General features: G+C 62.9%; 9 protein-coding genes. All 9 read right to left on the minus strand.

All coding sequences use genetic code 11. The features are described 5' to 3' along the window. Positions 1-6 precede the first annotated feature (6 nt). The 9 genes from AC1DZP_RS14985 to AC1DZP_RS15025 all read right to left on the minus strand — a co-directional run bounded on the left by AC1DZP_RS14985 (position 7) and on the right by AC1DZP_RS15025 (position 22,637). Entirely contained in the window at positions 7-6,462 is a 6,456-nt protein-coding gene (locus AC1DZP_RS14985) for an RHS repeat-associated core domain-containing protein (RefSeq protein ID WP_477303386.1), read from the minus strand. Positions 6,463-6,485: 23 nt separating this feature from the next. Continuing rightward, entirely contained in the window at positions 6,486-9,326 is a 2,841-nt protein-coding gene (locus AC1DZP_RS14990) for a leucine-rich repeat domain-containing protein (RefSeq protein WP_477303388.1), read from the minus strand. Positions 9,327-9,390: 64 nt separating this feature from the next. Next, positions 9,391-11,511 carry an RICIN domain-containing protein gene (locus AC1DZP_RS14995; RefSeq protein ID WP_477303390.1) on the minus strand — a complete coding sequence of 707 codons (2,121 nt, stop codon included), beginning with the start codon at positions 11,509-11,511 and terminating at the stop codon, positions 9,391-9,393. A gap of 20 nt (positions 11,512-11,531) precedes the next feature. Then, positions 11,532-13,562, minus strand: a complete 2,031-nt coding sequence (locus AC1DZP_RS15000) for a hypothetical protein (protein WP_477303392.1) — start codon at positions 13,560-13,562, stop codon at positions 11,532-11,534. Between the two features lie 11 nt (positions 13,563-13,573). Then, positions 13,574-14,914 carry a hypothetical protein gene (locus tag AC1DZP_RS15005; RefSeq protein ID WP_477303394.1) on the minus strand — a complete coding sequence of 447 codons (1,341 nt, stop codon included), beginning with the start codon at positions 14,912-14,914 and terminating at the stop codon, positions 13,574-13,576. After that, positions 14,911-18,759 carry a coiled-coil domain-containing protein gene (locus tag AC1DZP_RS15010; RefSeq protein WP_477303396.1) on the minus strand — a complete coding sequence of 1,283 codons (3,849 nt, stop codon included), beginning with the start codon at positions 18,757-18,759 and terminating at the stop codon, positions 14,911-14,913. Before AC1DZP_RS15010 ends, AC1DZP_RS15005 begins: the two co-directional genes overlap by 4 nt. Further along, positions 18,756-20,084, minus strand: a complete 1,329-nt coding sequence (locus AC1DZP_RS15015) for a hypothetical protein (RefSeq protein WP_477303398.1) — start codon at positions 20,082-20,084, stop codon at positions 18,756-18,758. Before AC1DZP_RS15015 ends, AC1DZP_RS15010 begins: the two co-directional genes overlap by 4 nt. Beyond that, the gene (locus tag AC1DZP_RS15020) at positions 20,081-21,211 is read right to left on the minus strand and encodes a hypothetical protein (protein ID WP_477303400.1); all 1,131 of its coding nucleotides are present in this window, start codon (positions 21,209-21,211) and stop codon (positions 20,081-20,083) included. The genes AC1DZP_RS15015 and AC1DZP_RS15020 overlap by 4 nt, the downstream gene beginning before the upstream one ends. A 370-nt stretch (positions 21,212-21,581) precedes the next feature. Beyond that, complete coding sequence (locus AC1DZP_RS15025) at positions 21,582-22,637, minus strand: ornithine cyclodeaminase (protein WP_457151214.1); 1,056 nt, start codon at positions 22,635-22,637, stop codon at positions 21,582-21,584. Position 22,638: the final 1 nt, after the last annotated feature.

The following is a 22,638-nucleotide window of genomic DNA, read 5'->3' on the forward strand; positions in this document are numbered from 1 at the left end:
CCACTACTAGTAGTTGTTGCGCGGCCTGATACCGAGCATGTCCCGCAACTGGTTCTCTGTTATGTCGTCCGTCCGCATCGTACCGCCGACTCCGACGGTGCGAGCTTCGGCGTCAGGGGCTTTGTATGGCTTGCCGTCGACACCGGTATAGCGGACTTCTGCCATGCCGGTGTCCTTACCGGCCATCATGTGCGTGGCGTGAATCTGTTCGTGCGCCAGCACGATACCCGGATCTGCCGGCGCATCGAGCACAACTTTGCCCGTCGACTTGTCGAATTCATCCGAGGTTCGAGTTCTCGCTGTCGCCGGGTCATACCTGATGACGACGTCCCCGGCGGTCGTCTCCGGGTTGGTTTTCGGATCTTTCACGTCGGCTTCAGTGTGGCCAGCGACATTCGTAATCGTGGTCGTCTGCGGGTCGTCGATCACCCGGCGCGTGAGCTCACGGCCCGCGTCGAACGAATTCGACCCGGTAACGAAGCCCTTCACGTCCAGCCAAACGCCATGCAGGAAGCTTTGCGACACTTCGCCGGTCTTGCTGTCGACACGAGCAGTTGGGTCGGTTCGCTGTAGATCTTGCTCCACCTGGCGTTTGTAGGCGGCATCGTCGGCCACGATCTCCTTGAGACCTGTTGGGTCGACGAAGGCCATCGGGTTGTTGTTGGCGTAGGCGAATAGATTGCACGACGTTGGGTTGCTCGTGCATCGCTCTGGATCACCGACATACAGCGGATCGGGCGAGATGAAGCGTCCGAGCGCCGGATCGTAGTATCGGGCACCATAGTAGTAGAGGCCTGTGTCGTCATCGAGATACTTGCCGGTGAAACGATGATGGGTCTTTTCACGCGGCAGGTCGGCCGCGACATCCGTCAGATGCGTCGCCCAGGCGGGAGACAGCATCTCGGGCTTATGTTCCGTGCCGTAGGCTTTGTAGAGCATCTGCTCGACCGGGACGCCGTCTGAAGCAATGACGTAGTCGCTGCTCTCAATGTGATCCTTCAGGTAGTAGAACCACTTGCCTGTGCCATGTTCCAGCCGCACAAGCTTGGAGTCGGCGATGTTGACGTAGCTCTCCTCGCCCTTGGGGCCGATTTCGAACGTCTCGACCGGGTAGAGATAGAGCTGTTCCGGCCCATTCGTCGGCGTCACCTTCTTGTAGAGGCGACGACCGGTCTGGTCGTAGCCGTAGAGCACTTCGTTCGTTGCCGTCTGCGCGCGGATCAGCCGTCCGTTGATGTCGAACACCGTCCCGGTCAATGTCGGCGATTTTGCCAACTGCGCGAAACCGTCGAAAGCATAGGGCTTTGCCRCGGTTCCAGTCGGTATGAGCCCTGTTGCCGAACCGGTCGCTGGCGCGATTGGCGCGCCAGGTTCCAACTCGTCATTGCGCGCGAACGTTCCGGCGGGTGAATAGGCGAATTCGGCCGGCTGGCCGTAGCGATCGATGCGGACGAGCTCGTTCTTGAAATTGTAGTGGAACGTTCCAGACCGGTCGACATGCCCCTGATCGCCCGCGCCTTGCGGCAGTCCATCGACGATCTGGGTGATCGATCCATTGCCGTTGAAGGTCATGGTCAGATCCTGCAACGGCTTGTCTCCGGCCTGCGTTACGATGTGGGTGAGGAACAGGGTCGCCGGGTCGTACGACATCTGCGTGAATGCGCCGAGGCGGTAATCGACCCGCTCGATGCGCGACTCGGCATTGTAGGTGATATTCTCGATGATTTTTTGGGACTCCGAAAAATCGGGATGCGTGACCGTCACCGACCGCAGGTTCTTGTCGGGCCCCAGCGCGAATTTCGACGCCAGGCCGCGCGGACCCTCGGACGAATCGATGCGTCCGTCGAGCGTATGGTGGAAATGGTCGGCGTATTTCGCGCCGTTAATCTCCACTTCGTGCGTCACCATCCGGCCGTTCCGGTCATACGCGTAACGCTGGATCGCATCGAACGCGCCGTTGGGATCGTGAATGGTAATCTGCGTCGTGTCTCCGAGCGGAAGATCGATCGGCGTGTCGAAACCGGCCGCGGATGCGACCTGGACACCTCTGTCGTACTGATATTCGAGGTGAAGGACGCCGTCGTTCACTTCGGTGAGTTTTCGGTTGAGGAAGTCGTAGGTGTAAGTCTGGATCGAGCTTTCGCCATTGGTTCCCACGCGAGCGATCACCGACTGCCTGCCGCGCCCGTCATAGAAGGCGTATCGGTCGCCCATCCCGGGGATCGCCTGGAATTCGATATCGCCGACCGAGTTGTAGATAAGCTTCCGAGGCGTTGCTTCGCCTGGTAGCCAGATCTCGCTCAAATAGCCAAATGTATCGCGCACAAAACGGGAGATATGTGTCGTACCATTGCCGTCGGTGGCGACGAAGGCAGTCACACCATTCTCGTTGCGCAAGGAGTACTCACCGCTGTGAACGGTGCCGTCGAACTGATCATTGTAGGTTGTGACGGTGTGCGTGCCCCACGGACCGAAATCCATGTCGGATGTCTTTCCCGAAGGGTGGGTTTCACGGACCATCCGATCGGCTGCGTCGTAGGTGTATGCGTTGCCGACTTCGTGATCCGGGCGCGGAATCTCGCCAAGATCGAAAACTTTCTGCAGGTTCAAGTCGTCGACCCCGCCGAAGCTCTTCACCACGAAGGGCGTCCAGCGGAAGACCTGCTTCGCGTTGCGGTTGTAGAGTGAGAAATGGAACACCCGCACGCCGCCTTCCGCAACGTTCTCGAGGTCGGCGATCTTCTGGCTGCGCGCATCATAGGCGGCGAGATCGGCTATGAACTCGCTCTCACCGTCCGGTGTCTCGGCAGCGCTCGCGTAGCGCCGGCGGGCAGTCAGGATCAGCGACGGTCGTCCATTCTCGCCGATCTTGTAGGTATAGAACTTCTCGGCGCCGTCTGCGGCCGCTTCCCGGGTCTTGCGTCCGAGCGCGTCGTAACTGGTCGTGACGACCATTCCCAGCGGGCTGGTAGTTGTCGCGACCGCACCCTGCCGCGGGCCGTCATAGGTCATCTTCGTCGTCTGGTCGAGTTCTGGTGCAACACCGGACGGCTTGGTGTGGCTAAGCAGCAGCGTGCCGGTGGCGTCGTAGACCGCAAGCTCGGTCGTTCCGAGTTCGTCGGCAACCGAAATGCTGTTGCCGAAAACATCATAGCCCATCGTCTTCGCCAGCTTGCGGCTGGCGCTGCGGAACTGCTCCAGTGCGGGCGGCAGCGCGCCCAGGCCTGAAAGGACCTCAAGCGAGCGCGATCCCATCCTGCCGCCGGAATTCGGCAGGTAGGTGAAGCTCTCGCGGCTGAGCAGCCGCGTCCCGGCGAGGATACGCCGCTCGGACGCGGCATTGACGATGCCGAGCGCAGCGAGATCGGTGCGCGACTGAGCGTAGTCTGTCTGGGTCGTGCGGCTGAAACCGGGAACTGTAAGGTTCTCCGGGCCAGGGACGTCTCGCACCCGCACCGTCTCCGAAGCTGCCATGTTGAACGCGTCGAAGTCGGCATAGGACTGGGTCTTGACCGGATCCTTGCATTCGGGATCGGCCGGATCCTGCTGCTCGGCCTGACCTGCGGATTCGGTCAGCGTGTCCTTGACTTTCCTCAGATAGGACGAACCGTCGCCACGCGAAAATGCCTCCCATACCGACGATTCGCATTTCAGCATCATGCCGGTCGTCGGCAGCTTCTGGCTGCGCGTAGCGGTCGACAGCGAGTGCAGCGCCGCCGCTGACGGATCGAGCGTCTCGGTTGTCTCAGCGCTCGCGACGAGCGTCGCCTCGGGCTTTACCTCGTATGTCTTGCGGATCTTCAGCTTGCCGGCAAGGTTCAGGTCGGCCGCCCTCTCCGCGAAGGTGTAATACTGTTCGCGATCGAGGCGGGAACGCTGCGTGACGCGCTGGCCGGCCGCGTTCTCATCGCCGTAAGCGACCTTCTCGACCTCCGAGAAGCCGATGAAGCGGCGATTGATCACGTCATAGAAGGGATTGTGGTAGAAATATTCGTCCGTCTGTACCTGGGCGCGAACCTGGCCGGGTATGCCCTGCGACGTGACGAGCTGCTTGGCGACGACAACGGGGAAATGCAGGTTGCGCGTCGGCTGGCCGTTGGCGCGGTCGCGCAGCATCTCGTCGATCGAGGTCGCATAGCGAATGTCGTGCCGGCGTCCGGAATCGAAGTCGACGACCGTCAACAGGTTCGCCTTGACGAGTTGCATGGTTGCGGTTCGGTTGAAGTCGATGATGACGACGGGCTTCACATCGTCACCGGACGGTTTCTGGAACACGATGATTTCGGTCTGGCCGTCGCCGTCGATGTCGGCGACGCGCGAGGCGAAGGTCTGTGTCGACGTGCCGAGTTGAACCCGCAGATTGAGCGCGATGTTGAGCGGATCCTTCAGGTAGGTCCCGTCGCCGAAGCCGAGCCAGATGCGCATCTGGTCGGTGCGCTCGCCCATCGACGCGAAATCGATGATGCCGTCGCCATTGGCGTCTATGTACCACATCGTGGCGAGGTTCTCGCCGGGCTGCATGCCGCCAATCTTCGAGAAGGTGCCGTGACCGCAGACCGGATCGTTGATCGCGGCGTCGCCAAACAAGAGCGCATTCGGGTCCGTCGAGAAGATGTTGCCCTGGTTCTCGTAGAGGCAGAAGCCCTGGTCGGCTGGACGGATGACGACGAGATCGGGCAGCCGGTCGCCATTGATGTCGACCATCCGCACATTGTTGCGGCCGAGTATCTGGCCGTCCTGGCTGTTGAATGGGAACGCCTTGGTCAGCGCGCCGAAATTGACGCTGTAACCGCCATCGGCCTGGCGCCGGGTGAGATTGAGAAATATCCGCCATTCGGTGCGGCCATCAGCGTTGAGGCGCGTCGTGACGATGTCGGACATGCTGTCCATATTGACGTCGGCGAAGCGGCCGTTGCCGCCCGCGAATGTCGTCGGCGAGACGCCGGGTAGCGGGATCGAGCGGCCGAGATAAGGGAAGGTCCCATCGGCCTTGCCGTCATAGACGTGCATCAGCCCGTCTTCGATTTCGACGATATCGACGAAGCTGTCGCCAAGGATGTCGGCAAAAGCGAAGCGATTGTCGGTGAGCCGGGGCGCGATCTGGCGCATCAGTCCAGCCTCGGTCGGACGCGACAGCACGAGTTGGGTGGTGTCGCCGAAGGCGCTGTTCAGGTCGCCGCTACCGAGATGCACGGTCGCGCCGTCATCCTTGGTCTGCACGATGTCGACCAATGCATCCATGTTGAGATCGGCCAATTCGAAATTCTGAGGGGGGATGTCGCCGGCGAACGCCATCTTCGGCGCTTCGAACACGACGGGGCGCGACGCCAGTTCGGCGCTTGTCCACGACGAATAGCCGAAATTGATGTCCGGGAACTTCAGCGTCGATTGCGCCAGCGCCCCGCCGCCGGTGTCGCCATACCGGTAGAGCACCCGCAACTGGTCGAGCACATTGACCGACTGCGTGTCGATGAGCGGCGTCAGGTCGGCCTGAGCCTTCGCCAGGCAGTCCGGATGCGCCCTGACGACGAACTTCGAGGTATCATTGGTGTCACGGCCGACATATCCCATGCACCATTGGGCGTAGACGGTGTCCTTGAATTTCGCCGTGACCTTGCCGTAAAGCCGGGCGTTCTCCTGTTTGCTGCCATTGGTGTGGCTGACGAGGGTCGATTGCGTCTCGATCAAGTCGAACTGATAGCTGCTCTGACCGCCGGCGAAGCTGGCCTTTGTCAGGTAGCTGCGTCCACCGAAACGCTGGTAGTCGTAGCGGACGGCTTCGCGGTTGGCGCTGAGCTGCAGCACCAGCGGCCATTTCGTCACGTAAGGCTTGGCTATGTCGAAATTGCCCTCCGCCACGGAGGGGTCGCCGCTGAAGATCAGCCGCGTTCCGTCGGCGTTGGTCACCTCGAAGCCGGAGGGGATGGTGTCGGTGTGCAGGCCGCCTGACAGGTCGAGCGAAACGACGTTGAACGCCCCGGTGTGATAGAGAATCTTGACGAAATCCTCGGCGTATTCGGGCTTGTATTCCCAGACGCCGTTCTGGTTTCCGAGAAACACGAGCCGCGTACCCATGAAGGACAGGCGGGAGAAGAAATCGCCGCCCGGCTTGGTGCCGGGCACGGCCGTGCCGAGATCGTCGTTGACGGCGATCTCCTGGGTATTGAACCGCCAGCCGATGCCGAGCCCGTTGCCGGTATCGCCCGCGAACTGGCTGTAGGTGAGGCTCATCTGCGGCCCGAACTGGCCACGAGTCGGCAGGGTCGGCAGTGGCAGGGTGAAGTTCGCCGATCCTGTATTGTTGTTCAGCGAGAAGTTGCCTTCCTCCTGCGTGACGGTGCCGCCCGCGGCGGGCAACTGCACGATCGAGGTCGCTGATTTGTCTTCGGCGCGAGCCGGGGAGCCGAGTACTGCGGCGCCAGCGGTCAGGGCTGCGAGGGCGGTAAGGGTCTTGGCGAACATGGGACTACCTCCGGGTGCAGGCATTACTGGTGAATGAGCGGGCCCACGATGACGTGGGGCTGGAGCTGCAGGCAGCTGGGACGCGGACAGACGACCAAAGGCTGGACGGCAATTTCATCGAACACGTGAATATTGACGTCCAGGATGCGCGACGGCTCGCGCTTGCAGGCTTCGGCGACTTGTGGGGTGAGCGGCTGCGGGAACGAGCAGATCGGATTATTGCCGAGATAGGATTTTCCGATCACCGGATGAACGTGAACGAAGTTCTCGATCCGGTTGCCTCGCAGATCGACGATCGACAGCGCCGGAAGCGAGCCGAGCGGCAGCGCATTGAAGACCCGGTTGTTGCGCAGATCGACATTCGACAACGCCGGCATGTTCGACAGATTGCCGACGTCAGTGATCTGATTGTCGTTCAGATAGATGTATTTGAGCCCGCTCGAGCTGAAGCGCGGGATCGCCGACAGCCGGTTGGTGGCGAGGTTCAGTTTCTGGAGTCCCGTCAGCGAAGCGATCGGGGACGCGTCGGTGATCACATTGTCGAACAGGTTAAGTTCTCCCAGCGCCCGAAAATGGACCACGGGGTTGACGGCGATGATCGACTTCTTGTTCAGCGTCAGGCTGGTCAGTGACTGCGCCCAGCTCTGCGCAGCGCTGCAATCGGCGCTATCGACGTGGTCGGCCTGCATGCGGCTGTCGAGTGCCGCCATAAAGCCTCGCGCGTCGCCGAGCGCGACAGAATCGAACCGGTAGACGATGCAGTATTCGGCGAAGCTGGCGTATTGCAGCGGCAGGTTGCGCATACCGGCGTCGTCGAGCAGCGGCAGGTCCGCCAACGGCGTCACGGATTGCACGTGTGTGTTCGAGAAATAGAGCTTGGTCAGCTTGTTGAGCATCCCGATGCCGATCAGGTTCGACACGGGATTGCCGTCGATGCTCAGTTGTTCGAGGCGGCGCAGTTGCAGGACGCCCTGGATCGAGGGGATCTGGTTGTTGCGGATCCAAAGCTTCGTCAGCCCCGGTATCGCCGACAGCGCCGAGACGTCGGACAACTGGTTGTCGGACAGGTCGATGGAGGTGAGATTGGCCATCACCGGGAAGAGCGAGACGCTGGTCAACCCGCGGTTCTTCGCGTCGGCGAACTGGCGTGAATTGAGATCGTCGTAGGCTTTGCCGCAGGCAGCCTTGCCCGAGATCGACAGCAGCGCATTCACTTCCGTGGCTTGCGCGGGAGTCAGAAAGTCAGTCTGGTTCCGCATCAGGCATGCCGACAGGAAGTCGGTCGCTTGCACGGGATTGTCGGAAAGATCGAGATTGATCAGGCCCGATAGCGCTGCCAGCGGCCTGACATTGACGATCGAATTTTTTGACAGGTTGAGTATGCCGAGGTTGGTCAGGCCGGCAAGCGGCGCGACGTCGGTGATGGCATTGCTCGACAGGTTGAGCGAGGTGAGTTGCGGCAAGGTCGCGAGCGGACGCAGGTCGCTGACGATCTTCGACGAAAGGTCGAGCGCCGTGGTCGCCAGCAGATTGTTGCCGACCGCGGCGCACGTGCCGCCGCCCTCCAATTCGACCATGGCGCGGATGGTCTGCCCAAGCGGGGTCGCCGCGTCGCGATGCAGCACGCACAGGTCAACGAAGCTCTGCCCACCGTCCGCGACAATTGGATTGCCGCTGAGGTTGATGGCGAGCGTCGAGGGGAAGCTACCGAGATTGGCGAAGGTCTCGATCTTGTTGTTGGCGAGGTTGAGGCTGGTCAGGCCGCCGAGGGCGCTGAGCGGATCGAGCATGTCGCCTGTCAGTCCATTGTTGGCGATGGACAGTGTCGAGAGCGCCTGCAGGAATTGCAGCGGGTCGAGGCTGGCGATCTTGTTGTTGTCGAGCGTAAGGTTGGTGAGCAGCGCCAGCGCCGACAGGGCGCGGATGTCGATGATGTCGTTGTCGGAGACGTCGGCCCGCGTCAGCGCGATGAGCGGCGCCAGCGCGTTGATGTTGCCGACGTGATTGCCGGAAATGTCGAGGAAGGTCAGCGTTTTGAGCTTGGTCAGCGGCCCGAGGTCGGTGATCGAATTGTCGGCGATCGACAGGCTCGTGAGGTTCTTCAGCACCGCAATCGGCTCGATCGACTGCACGCCCTTGCCGTTCAGGTTCAGCGTTGTGATCGATTCCAGAAAGGCCTGTGCCGCGGCGCAGGCAGCCGGGTCGCCGAGCGCCGAGACCCCGCCGGGCGTTGAATCGAGCACCGCCATCACGGTCGCCGTCTCAGCCGGCGTGCGGTCACCCTTGACGCACCACTTCGCGAAGGTCGTCGGCTTGTCGACCAGCGGCGCGCCGGAGAGGCACGTGATGGTGTGGATCTTGCCGGCGAAGAACGGCGTTGGGTCGGCGTTCAGAGCCTGGTCGAGATTGAGCTTCAGCACGGTGACCAGGGGCGCGCAGCTCGGAATGTAGAGCCGGTCGGAAAAAGTCGTTGCACCGAAGTCGGAGGGGAATTGCAGGTAGTAGACGAGGCCGCTGCCATTGTCGTGCGCGAAAACCTTGATCGGATATGTGTCGCCCGACGGGCACAGCAGTGGATTGGCGGCGGGATCAGCGGCGACGATCGCGCTGTCGACGGCGGTCAACACCTCCGAAGGAACCGTCGCGAACCCAAGTCCGCGGATCACCGCTTCCTCGTCCGCCTGATCCTTGCAGCGGATGCGGTAGCCGCGCCCGTCCGAGATAAGCAGCGGATAGTGCAGCCGGTTCGCCTCCAGCCCCGGATCCTCGAACAGCACAACCTTCGGCTCGTCCGCGCGGGCCGGGCCGGTGCCGGCGGCCACGAGCACGACCACAACAAGGAGCAATTGGGCGATGCGGTTCATCGGATCTCTCCTTTCGAGCTCAGGCTGATCGATGCGGCTCGATCAGCCCGGGCGACTGGCAGCACTACCTCTCGTCCGCCGCCTTGATGGTCCAGTAGCCTGACGGATCGCGGTCGCAGGTGAACTGAAGGGCCGGGATGTTGTTCAAGTTGCTCACTCCGCCGGCAATGGTCAGGCACTTGCCCGTCTGGACGTTCTCCGCCTGAACGCCGTCGCGCGTCTCGACCAGGTTCCAGCGGCGCGAAGGGTCGCTGTCACAGTTGAACTGCAAGGCCGGGATGTTGTTTTCGGTGCTGATCCCGCCGGCAATCGTCAGGCACTTGCCCGTCTGGACGTTCGCCACCTGGAATCCGCCGCCTGTCTCAACCAGCCTCCAGCGCTGCCATTGACTGCCGTTGCAGTCGAATTGCACCGTCGGTGCGTTGTTGTCGATTCGTCCTTCCGCGACCGACAGGCACCTTTCGGTTTGCCTGTTCACCAGCATGACTTCGGGGTCAGCCGCCCGGATGCTCCAGAATCGCGACGGATGGCGGTCGCAATTGAACTGGAGGGCAGGGACGTCGTCGTCGGTGCTCTCCCCGCCGGCAATCGTCAGGCATTTCCCCGTCAGCACGTTTTCAGCCTGGAAGCCGTCGCCGGTCGCGGTCAGCTTCCAATGTCGCGATGCGTCCCGGTCGCAGTCGAATTGGAGGGCAGGGACGTTGTTATCGGTGCTGACCCCGCCGGCAATCGTCAGGCATTTTCCGGTCCGTACGTTCTGCAGCTGAAAACCATCCTCCGTCTCGACCAGTTTCCAGCGACGCCACTGGTCGCCGTCGCAATTGAACTGGACGGCCGGGGCGTTGTTGTCGAGGCGCCCCTCGGCCACAGCCAGGCACTTGCCGGTCTGCATGTTTGCCAGCACCACGTCGCCTTCCTTCACTGCCGTGATGCAGGCTTCAAAAATCTTGCCGGAGGCCACGGTCGATTGCTCGGGTCGACTGATGCAGACCGGATTGCCGTCCAGCGACGGATTGAATGGCAGGATGGCGCTGACGGATTGCGCCGTGGCCAAGCGGTTTGCGCGCAGGTTCGGAGCGGCGAGTTTGGTCAGGCTCATCAAGGGACGCGCATCCGTGATCCGGTTCTTCGACAGGTCAAGCGCGGTGAGCTCTTGCAGAAACCGTAGTGGCGACACGTCGACGATCTTGTTGCTGGCCAGAACCAGCCGGGTCAGCGCCCGTGCCGAGGCGAGCGGCCGTAGATCGGCGATCTGGTTGGAGCTGAGGTCGGCCTCGGCCAGATCCTTCATCACCGCCGTCACGCTGATGTTGCTGATCCGATTGCGCGACAGATCGAGGAACGTAAGCTTGGTCAGCTTTTCCAGGTCGCGCATGTCGGTAATTTCATTGCCGGACAAGGTCAGGCTCGTCAGATGGGTAAGTGTCGCCAGCGGCTCGAGGTTTGTCAGCCGTCGCCCGGCCAGGTCGAGTGTCGTGCTCGACGCGAGAAAATCCTGTGCGCTTGCGCACGCCACCGGATTGCCAAGGGCGCCGGCGCCGCCGGGTGTCAGGTCGAGCAGTTCCTCGACCGTCGTCTTCTGGGCCGGATCAAGGTCATCCTTGATGCACCAACTGACGAAGGTCGTCGTCCTTCCGACAACCGGCGGCCCCGCAACGCATGCGATGGTATGGACCTTTCCAGCGAAGAATGGGGTCGGGTCGGCGTCGATCGCCTGATTGAGGTCGAGCTTCAGTCCCTCGACCAAAGGCCCGCAGCCGGGAATGTAGAGTTGGTCGGAAAGGGATGGCGAACCGAAATCGGTCGGGAACTGCAGATAGTAGACGATGCCGCTGCCGCCATCATGCGCAAAGACCTTGATCGGGTAGTTCTCGCCGGATGGACACAACAGCGGATTGGCGGCTGGGTCGGCAGCGATGACTGCGTTGTCGACGACAGTCAGCACTTGCGAGGGGACGGTGGCGAAGCCCAGTCCGCGGATCACCGCTTCCTCGTCCGCCTGATCGTTGCAGCGGATGCGGTAGCCGCGACCTTCCGAGATGAGCAGGGGATAGTGCAAGCGGGTGGCGTTCAGCGTCGGGTCTTCCAACAGGACGACCTTCGGTTCCTCGGCCCGGGCCGGACCGGCATGGATCACCGCGAGCAGCGCCAGCAGGTGGAGCAGCGATCGGGCGATAGGGTTCATCTGCCAATCCTCCTTCCGCTCTATTCTACGAGGCTGAAGCGGCCCGGCCCGCAGGCCCGGCTGGTATTGTCGTGTGCGATGTCGTTGCCCGGCAGCAGGAAACTGGCGCTGGAGGCGCTGTCGGCGAAACTGACCGCGCAGCGGAAGCCGGAGACCGTCGAGGTGGTGAAATTCGCCGACGAACCGCGCTCAAGCTGGATAGCGGAGCCGACCGCAAGGCCGGCTGCCGTCGGCGCCAGCCCGTCCGAGCGACCCGCCACGACCGCCCCGCGCAGCACCAGCGGATTGGCTGCGGCGATGTCGGTGAAGTCCATGCGCATCAGGCTGTCTGAAGTGAGCACCGCGCCGAAACGCGCGCGCACGAGGGTGGAGCGGACCGGCGCCTGGGCCGAGATCAGCAGCCGGGCCCGAACGCCCTGGATCGCCAGCATGTCTGCTTCAACTCTGAGCCCTCGCGCATAAAGGTCGGCCAGGCACAGCGACGCGCCGCGCGCCATCGGTGACAGTCCGTCCGCCACGGTGCCGATGGTCACATCGTCGAGCGCGACCGCGCCGTTTTGGGCGATCACGGCGACGACCTCATCGGTCGTTTGATCGGCCGCCCGCGCCAGGTCGATCCGCTCGAGTTCGAGCCGAGGCAACCCGTCCGCGACGATGATCACCCCGGTCGCGGACAGGATGCATGAGGACGTGCCGGCAGGCACCCGGTTGGCGGTGCCGACGAGCCGCGTGCGGGCGACGCCGGGGGCCGGCGCCATGTGCACCGTCTTGAACGGCAATCCCTTCAGGATCAGCGTCTGCGGCGTCTTGACCGATGCGGGCAGTTCGAGCCTGAGATTCGTCCGTCCGGCGCAATCGCCCTCGGATGAGAATTGCGCCATCGTCAGCGTACCGCCATCATTGACGCGGCGAACGCAGGTATCGCTGGCCGACCCCCGACAGTCGAAGCCGGTACCCGGCGGCGGAGTGGCGGTCAGCGCGCGATCTGTCTCGCCCATCCAGTCGCCAATGCCGGGTGCGGACAGGCCGAGCGCCGACGTCAGAAGCGGGCAGCCCGTGAAGGACAGCGTGCGCCCTTCCGCGAAGGTCCAGTCCAGCCGCGTATTGCCGAGGGGGTCGAGTGAGGTGATGGACAGGCCAGCCGACAGCGGCGACAGGCCGAGGTCGATGCCCGGTTGCGCGAATGCCGCGTGCTCGCGCTGATAGCCATCGCAATTCGACAGACACAGGTCGACGAAGGGCGCCGAACGAAGCGCCGCCACAGCGTCGGCGCCGAGCAGGGTTACCCCCTCGGCCTCGGCGATGCCGAAGAATGCCCGCAGCTTCGTCTCCGCCGCTTCCGCTGCGGCCACATCTGCGATGACGTCGCGCGTCGCCTTGCCGTCGAGGCGCGCAATCGGCAGGTAGGAGGGCTGCGCGCCTTCGCCTGGCGGCGTGTAGCGCACGACATAGACCGTGTCGCCGATGCTTTCGGCGCTGAGGAAGGTTTCGAACCGGTGCAGGCTCCAGCGGGCCACGCTCGCCGCCGCTATGTCCGATGGACCGCCGAGATCGCCGCGCCCGCAATCGAGTACGAACGGTGTCCCGACGTCGGGCGGCGCGGCGAAACCCTGGAGCACGCCCGGCAGTTGCAGCCGCTCGCGGATGGCAAGTGCCGCCTTGATCTCGGCGCAGGCAGTGGGCACGGCGAAATAGCCGGGGCCTGAGGGGGAAGGCAGATAGTAGTTGCCGGATGCCTCGACATCGGCCCAGATCGCTGTCGTCGCCGGCCAGTCGATATTGAATGCCGTCCCGGGGCATGGCAGCCGCGGCTGCGTCCCAAAACTGTTTTCAGTTTGAAGCTTGGCGAGCGTCGCCTCCGAGACTAGCGCGGTGTCAGCCAGGTGCAGCAACCTTTTCGCCTGGCCCGGGCTAGAGCAGCCGGCGAGTTCCACCGCCTTGCCGTCGAAAAGCGCGACATAGACGTCGTTGTTCTGGTCGGTGACGAAAGCGGCAAGCTGCGGCTCGGCGCGGGACACTGACGTGCCCGCGAGAACCAGGGTGAGCAACATGACCGCCTGTCTCATCTCAATTCGCTCAAGCAGCTTGCGGCGCGCGCGGGGTCCATATTGACCTCGGTCATCAACGGATCGAGGCCGGCTGACTGGCACAGCGCCTGGACCGTGATCGAATGCGGCCCTTGGAAGTCGACCGTAAGAGTTCCATTGGTGATCTGCCCGTTCTGGCCAACGCACAGCGGGTTGTTGGCGAGCGCCGGCCGGCGGCAGGTCCGGATGACGTCGGCCATCGAGCGGCGGTTGGTCAGTTCGCAGAAATAGATGCGGCAGAAGGCGGCGACCGCGGCGCGGTTCTCGGCGTCGGCATTGATGATGCGCTTGATGTCGCCGACCAGCGCGCTCGCCTTGGCCTCGAAGGCGAGGCCGTCGACGCGCGTCTTCTCGCCCGCGATCTCGCCCGATCGTTCGGTGATCTTCGGCATCAGGTTGATGTTTTCCGAGGTTATGAACAGCCCGCCCTTCCACCGGTCGAACTCGTCGAGGATCGAGGTCGCCCTCAGGATCGCCTCGCGGTAGGCGTTGTAGATCGGCCCCATCTTGGTGTCGCGCGCCGCTTCGTAGACCTGGTTCAATGCGGCGTATTCCTTGTTCACGGTGTCGGCGCCCGCCTTGATGTCATCGATGCCGGCGCGCGAACTCTGCACCAGGCCCTCGGCTCGTTTCAGCTTGCGCGAAAACATCGCGGTGATCGGGCTCTCGACGCTGGCGAAGTAGCTCTCGATGACTTTGCCGGCAGCCCCGTCGGCGAAGGCATCGATCTCGGTGTCGGACAGATTGGAGATCAGGCCGCACTGGGCGTCGAAATCGGCGCTCAAGGGCCCGGCCTGGCAGGCGCTCATCTCGGCCAGCCTCTGGTCCAGCGTTCGGTTAGAAGCGAGCCCGTCGGCATATTCGAACAGCGCATGGTTCCATTCGATCGCGTTCAGGTCGGCCTGGCTGTGCCGCCGGTCGCGGCAGAACAGCGTCTGCTCCATCCGGTTCTGGTTGCCGGAAGCCCGGTAGGCGTCGAGGTGACGCGTAGCCTCGGCGCAGGTCGCCAAGCCTGAAATCAGCCCGGCGAGTTGCTGGTGGACGGGCGGCAGTCCGCGTGTCTGCGCCTCCCGCATCAGGTTGGCCGCACGTTCGCTATCGCTCGGACTGCGGGCCGGGCGGTGGAAGACGCAGAGGCCTTGCTCGAAGGTCTTCAGCGTGCCGTCCGGAATGGCCGGCCCCTCGCAGTTGGGAGCGTCGAGAACGCGCGATTCGATCGTATAGCCGGCGAGATTGTCGACGAAGAGGTCGCGCGCGGCCGCTCCCGTCGCGCTGAGCGCCAGACCGAGCGCTGCTGTGGCGACGACGGCTCTCATGGCGCGCTCGCGAAGATGAAATAGAGGGTGAACACGGCGCCGTCGAACGGGCAGTCGCTCGGCTGCAGTGACAGCCGGTAGGAGCCGATCAGCGGCGCGCCGAGATAAGGCAGGATCAGGCTGGTGTCGTTCGACGGTCCGGGCGCGCGCGGGAATTTGCGCGCCTGGTAGCGATCCTGCACCCAGTAGCGGATGATCCGGCTGATCTCGTCGCCGCTGTCGGCCTGGTTGAAGAAGGTCTGCAACGCGACCCGCTCCGGCCCGACCGAAATGTCTGCGCGGACCTCGCTCGCCCCCTTTGTCAGCGGCTTGAAGATGAAGCCGCTGCCGCGGTGTTGCAGGGCGAAGCGGTTCCACTGCGCCCCCGTGCACTGGTAGTCGGTGCCGGCGAAGACATCGATCAGGGTCAGGTTCTTGCGCTCGCGGAATTTGTTGGGCGCCCACAGCGCGAAATAGCCGTTTGCCTTCATCAGCGCGTCGGTCGACGCGAAAGGCGAAACCTCGAACTCGACATTCTCGTCGAGCGCCAGCTTGCGGGCGAAACCTGAATTGGCGGGCACGACGATCTGGGCGACATCGATGTTGATCTGGCGCTCGTCGAAGAAGCGCTTGGCAACGATGTCGTCGATCATCGCCTGGAGCTGGGTTGCGTTGCGCACATACACCGCGGGCACTGTCGCCGCGTCGCCGGTGAAGGCCTGCACCACTTCAAAGCGGCGTCGCATCAGGTGCATCAGCCGGTTGGCGGTCTCGAGCACGCGCCGCTTGGTCACCAGATATTCGGGAATGCCCTTCATCAGGTCGGCGATGGTATCCTGGGTCGCGATGAACAGATTCTTGCGCGTCGCCGGATCGTCGATCTGGGTGACGAGCTTGGTCATTTCCTCCTGCTGCTTTGTCACCTCGGCCTGAACGTTGCTCTGGAACTTCAGGATGCTGTCCTGCAGAGCGCGGCTCTTCAGGCCGAGATCCTTGGCCTGGTTCAGTCCCGCGACGAGTTCCTCGGTGTTGCCACGCGACTGCGTGATGCGCTGCTCGACGAAGGCGAGTTCGGCATCGTTCAGTGCCAGCATCTTGTCCTTCTGCCGGTCGCGCAGTTCGTTGATCAGGTTGGTCGAGGCATTTGATTCCTCGGCGAGGCCTGTCACTGTCGTCTGCGCGGCGCGGACGCGGTCGATGCGGCCGTTGGTTGCCGCGACCAGTTCGGCGACACGTGCATTGTCCTGGTTGAGCTGGGCTTCCGACAGGGACAGCTTGTCGAGTTCGAGATTGAGGATCGCGATCTCGTTGGTCAGCCGGTCGATCGTGCGCTGCTGGTCCGTAATCTGGAAACTCAGCATGTCGTTCTCGCGCGCCTGAAGGTCGAGCCCGGCGAGGATGCGTTCGTGGTCGGACTTGAGCCGCGCCACCTGCTCGTCGATGCTGAGATCCTGGCTCTGGCAGTCAACCGCCGCCATCGAGCCCTGTAGCGCCAATTCCTTGATCTCCTGCGCCCCTTGCGCCAACCGGCCGGCCAATTGGAAATGCGTGTCGACCAGCGCCCTTGCTTTGAGCGCCTTGTCGAGATCGAGTTGGCCAATCGCCTGGCGGAGCTGCGTGAGGCGCTGTTTCAGCGCGTTGATTTCATTAATATTCGCCTGAGTGATCTGGCCGGTGGTGATGATCGTCGACAGGATGGATTGGGCCGCTTCCAAGGCCGCCCTGATCGGTTTGGCGACGTCCACCACAGTCGCGACGCCGCTGCCCAAACCGCAGGCGCAGGTGATGATTTCGGGCACCGCGGCGCCGATCGAGTATGCACCTTGCACCGAAGTCAGGATGACCTGCGCGGCCTGTGTGGTGCCGTTGAACGCGACGAACCAGGCGATCACTTCCGACAACTGGCCGTCGACCTGGTCACGCGCCTCCTCGAGGTCCGCCTTCCTCTTCGCATAGAGGTCCCTCTCGGCTTCGTAGAGTTTCTTGGCGAAGTCCGTTTCTGTCTGGGAAAAAGAACCGCAATCGACGTTCGCAAGTTCCTGCGGCAGCGGGATGTTCGATGTGATCATCTGCTGGTCGGCGATCAGCGGCTCGACATCGGCGAAGTCGGCGCTGCCGATGACGCACTTCATCAGGAACGCTTTCGCTTGTGTCTGCGAGTTCAAGAGCTGGGCCCTGAGGCCCGACTGACCGTCCGGGCCGCACATCTGGGCAACGTATTGGTTGCGCGTGAAGGCCGGCGTCACGGTTTGGCATGCCTGTTCGCCCGCGAGCAGCGGCGTGAACGGATGGTCGGCCGTATCTCCGATCAGGGCGAGCTGATTCTCGATGCCGCAAAGCTGCTCGCGGTCGACGGCCCGGCGGCGCTGATAGAGGTCGGTCTGGCGCAGTTGCAGTTCGGTGATTGTGTCGTTGGCGCGGGCGATCGCGCCCTGGTTGTTGGCGATCTGGGTTTGAAGGATCTGCCGCTGGCGAACCGCCTGTTCGAGCTGGTTGGCGTTGCGCTCCGTCTGGCGGGCGTATTCGGTGATCTGGCTCTCGAGCGAGGAAATCTGCAGATCGAGGTTCATCTGGGTCATTTCCCAGTTCAGCAGCCAGCGCAGTTCGTTGCGTCGCTCGACCTCGGCCTCCTTGGAGAGGACGATGAGGTCGAGTTCCTGCCTGTCATTGATCTGGCGGCGCTGGTTTTCGAACTCGGCTATCTTGGTGCCGAGCTCGATCTCCAGCGATCTGATCTGCTGGCGATAGCCGAACGTGTCCTTCTCGGCGTCGACCGCGTTGATCTCTTGCTGGACAGTGGTGGCGAAGGTCTGCGCCTCGTGCTCCAGCTTGCCGATCTTGTGGGCGATAAGGTTGACTTCCTGGCTGCGGATCGTCCGCTCCTCGTCGAGAGCGCGCGTCGCTTCGCCTTCCTTGTTGGCGTACCACCGCTCGACCAGCGCCTCGACATTGCGCTCGACCTCGGTCAACCGCTGCTCGCTCTCGGCCAGGGCCTCCTGCAGGTCCTCGAACGGGATCGTCGTGAACTGCATCGGGTCGATGTTGAGGAACAGGAAGCCCTTGCGCACGCTGTCCATGCGCGCATCGAGGTCGCTCTGCTGCAGCAGCAGGTCGGCGCGCAGGTCGTCGTAGGTGGACTCGCCCGGAATATCCATCTGCGTCTCGACCAGCACCCACATCGCGGCCTCGTAATTGGTGTAGGCCTTGGAGAGGTTGGGTTGGCTGTCGAGGCCAGCGCCTCCGACGGCACCCAGCGTATCGCTGACCAGGAAGTCGAGCGCCTTGACGCGTGCCTCCGAGACGGTCTGGTACCAGACATCCCCAGTGTTCATCAGCAACTGGATCTTCAGTGAGGACAGCGCCGTCAGCTGCCGCACGAAGGTGCGGTAACTCGCATCTGCTCCCGCCGCGGTGCCCTGGTCACCGCCTTGTTGTCGGGCCAGAATGCGAAGACCCCGGTCGACGATCTCGATGCCTTGCCGGCCGAATTCCTGCGCTGCTTGCGGCGAGACGGGCGTATCGTTGCGGCTGACGCCGCTCGCCGACGACAGGAAGGGCATGTCGGCGGCGAGGAACAGGCGATAGCGCCCGAGTTGCAGGTGGCAGTCGAAATCGCACACGATCGCCAGCCGTCCGGTCGCCTCGTCGCCGCAAGTCGTCAGGAACTGTTCGAGCTCGGTGGCGACCTCACCCATGTATTTCACGTCGGCGCGGAAATTGGCGATCTTGAGCAGTGTCGTCAGCTCGCCGGCATGGCCGGCCGCCGCGTCGATGTCGAGAGCCATGCAGTCCTGCCCGCGCGCCATTCCCGCAGCGCCGAAAACGATGCTGACGACCAGTCCGCAAAGCAGGAAGAACCGTCTCATGGTTGCCCCGTCGACAGAAAGACCTCGGAAATCTGGCGCACGTGCCGGGCAAGTTCGGCCATCTGCGCCTTGGAAAGCGATGGATTCTGGAAACGCCCGACCACCGCCCGGGCATGGTTGATGCAGTCCTCGTAAGGGCCGTTGATCGTCGCGGTCAGCGCGCCAGTGTCGAGCGTGAGGTCGAGCCTCGAATACGCTCCGGCCAATCCTGCGCAGGAAGAAAGCTCGGCGGTGATCGCCGGATCGTCGACGACGTGCGCGAGGCCGGAGAGAGCCGTCATGACGCCTTCGATCTGCCCGACGATCTGCGTCATCCTTGCCTTGCCGTCTTCGAACTCCTTCAGCGATTCCGGCTGGTTGAGGCTGGAGAGGTCGACGGCCTGCAGCGTGGCGATCGTCTCTGCTGCCTTCAGCTGATCCTCCTTGACGAGCACCATGTTGGCCTGTGCGTTGCCGAGCACACGCTCCAACTCCATCACCTCGGCCGACTTGATCGACACGTCCATCTCGTTGACCAGTGACTGGTATTCGGTCGAAGCGGCGTTCATCAGGTTGAGCGTGTCGTCGACCTTCGTCCTGACCGCCTTGACGATCTTTGCGCGCACCCGCGTCTCGATCAGGCCGGTCGTCTCGGCGCGCCCGCGTACCGGCTTGACCGAACAGACCAGTTTCGCCAGCGCGTCTGAACCAAGCCGTGCACGCACCGCCTCGACGATCGGGAACAGCGGACGCCAGGCCGCAGGCAGCGAAGCCAGGCTGGCGCCTGACAAAGGCCCGGCATTGATCTCGTTCATCCGCGTCAGGTGCCGGCATTTCTCCGGCAAGTCGGCCCCGGAGAAGTAAAGCCGCCCGGTAATCAGGTAGGCCTCGACGGCAGCGGCGTATTGTCGGCCGACGAGCGCGGCGAGCTCTTCGGCGCTATCGGTCGAGATTGGGGCGAAGAAGCGGTAGCGGCTGAGGTAGATCTCTGACCACGCAAGCCTTCGCATCAGCACCGAGGCGTCATCGGCCGAAAGCGGGATGATCGGGAAACCGACGCTGCGGCTGCCGCCGGAGGAGCCCGACGCCTCGCCGACCACCTCGCCGGTGAAGGGCAAGCCGAAATCGGGCTGCGTCGCCTCGTGGCTCGGTTCGACGGCGGCGGGACCGGGGGCGAGCACGCTGAACCGGGTGGCGTCGGGCGTTGCGTTCGAGAGCGTGGCGTTCCAGAAACCGTCGAGTTTCTCCGATGTGTAAGCCCGCTCCAGGATCGATGCGGCGCTGGCCGCGCCGGCCAGGACGCAACTGACAATCACGGACAACGCGATGGCTCGGAAGCTTGTCATCGGCAGTACCACACCCTGTCGGCAGCGCCTGCCTGGGCGCAGATGCCGGTGGCCGCGCCGTGCGCCTTCCAGTCCGCCTTTACCTTGGCGAGATCGTTGAATGCGCCTTGGGCAGCGTTGTCGGCATGAACCTCGGCGTCCAGCCGCCAGAAGGGCTTTGCCGGATCGGTCGGCAGCAGCACCCCGATCATGTTGATGTGGAAGGCGGAGACCTTGAGAAAATCCTCCGCGCTGGCGACCGTGTTGCGATTGAGATTGGCGTATTGCTCTGGCGTGACGTTGCCGAGTGCCCGCTTGAATTCTCCCTCCGATACTTCGACCGAGCGCAACATCTGCGTCGTCTTCGCGGCCAGGCCGTCGAGGATCGAGGTGTTGGCGACCAGCGTCGCGCCCGCCCCGGTCACCGGTCCGAAGATATCAGCGAAAATGACGCGGATCGCCTTCAGGTGCGTTTCGGCCGACTTGATCTCGACGCGGCGCAGGGCGATGCCCGTCTCGAGATCGGACGCCCGACTGACGAAGCTTCTCAGCGCCAATTGCAGCGTGTCGAACGAGGAACGAGCTTCCGGCGGCGGCTGCAGGAACACCGAGCGCGCATAGCGTACGGCCTCGCTACGGGCGATGTCCTCGACGGTGGCGCGTGTCAGCGCCGATTCCGGGCAGCCGGTGACGTCGCCGAGGTCGGTCAGCATCTGCGCGGCATGATAGATTTGGTCCATCTGTCGCATCGTGCCGAACGAGCCGCTGGTGGTGAACTCGGCCTCGACGCCGGACAGGTAGTCGGTCAGGTATTCGCGCGCGAACTTCACCATCTCGCACTGCACGCCGGCGGCGCGCTCGCGGATGTGGCGGCCGTAAAACGATGCGCCGACGAAGTATTTCTGGTCGGGCGTCGGTTCGAACCGCTCGACGAAGAGCGACTGGATAACGGTATCATATTCACCGCAGGCATAGGTGCGCTCGAGGCATGCGGAGTCGGTCTGCAGGTCGCACTGTGACAGCGCCTGGCCGCACATTTGCTGAGCTGCGGCAAGGTGAGTTCCTTCGCCGTAGACAAGGAAGGCTGCCAAGACAATCGCCGGATTGAAGACGTATCTCTTCAGCAAGACGAGCAAAAGAAAATGCACGAAAGCCCCCCGGCCACCGAAGCGGCAGCCTCATCGCTCTTTACAGGCAATATCTTTGCAAGATCAATTTTGTATTGGATCGTTACAGCGAGGATCGGCCACAAAAAGCGTGGCTAACTCAAAGTCAACTTCGCCAAATAACGCATTTATAGAATGTAAACTAAAACGGATTGGCGACCAATGCACCTGGTTTTTGGCTTCCGTAACGGAAATTTGCGCCAAAGTATCGACGCGGTTAACGGATCGTAAAGAACTGTCTTTTGCGCACCTTCGATCCATTTCCCTGAGCGTCTAAACTTCTGTTTAAACGTAAAAGGAAATCTGGCTCGGCTGGCAAGGCAGAGACCTGCTGTTCTCGAGATGAGCCTTGTTATGCTGCCGGCTGCATAGCGGCCCGCAGCAGCATGCCGAACAGATCTCGCGGTTCGTCGGGATCGGCGAGCAGGTCGAGTTCCTCATAGAGGCCAGTCGCCTGCAGCTGGTCACGCACATAGCGTAGCGCCGAAAAATCCTCGATCGCGAAGCCGACTGAATCGAACAGGGTGATCTGCTTGGCATCTCGGCGGCCTTGGGTCTTGGCGGCAATCACCTGCCAGAGCTCGGTCACCGGATGGTCGGGATCCAGCTGCTGGATCTCGCCCTCGATGCGTGTCTGGGGCGGGAATTCGACGAAGATGTCGGAGCGCAGCAGGATGTCCCTGTGCAGTTCGGTCTTGCCGGGGCAGTCGCCGCCGACGGCGTTGATGTGGACGCCGGAGCCGACCATGTTGTCGGTGAGAATGGTGGCGCACTGCTTGTCAGCCGTAACGGTCGTGATGATCCCGGCACCTTCGACCGCTTCCTGCCCGGTTTCGCAGATGGTGATATCAAAACCCATGCCAGCCAGGTTCTTGGCGCATTTGCGCGAGGCGGAGCGGTCGATGTCGTAGAGCCTCAGCCGATCGACGCCGGTCAGCGCCTTGAAGGCGATCGCCTGGAATTCCGATTGGGCGCCATTGCCGATGATGGCCATGGTGCGCGCGCCGCTCGGCGCCAGATACTTGGCCGCGACAGCGGACGTGGCGGCGGTGCGCAGGGCAGTCAGGATGGTCATTTCCGTGAGCAGCATCGGATAGCCGCTGCCGACATCGGCGAGTACGCCGAAGGCCGTGACCGTCTGCAGACCCTGGCGCATGTTCTTCGGATGGCCGTTGACATATTTGAAGCCATAGAGGCGACCATCGCTTGTCGGCATCAGCTCGATGACGCCGTCATGGCTATGCGAGGCGATGCGCGGCGTCTTGTCGAACAGGTCCCAGCGACGGAAGTCTTCTTCGATGTAGCCAGCGAGTTCGGTCAGGAAGCGCTCGACACCGATAACATTCACCAGCTTCATCATGCGGTCGACGCTGACGAAGGGGACGATGTTCAGCTTTGCCGTGGTCATG

Source organism: Mesorhizobium sp. P2_F8, assembly GCF_056403655.1.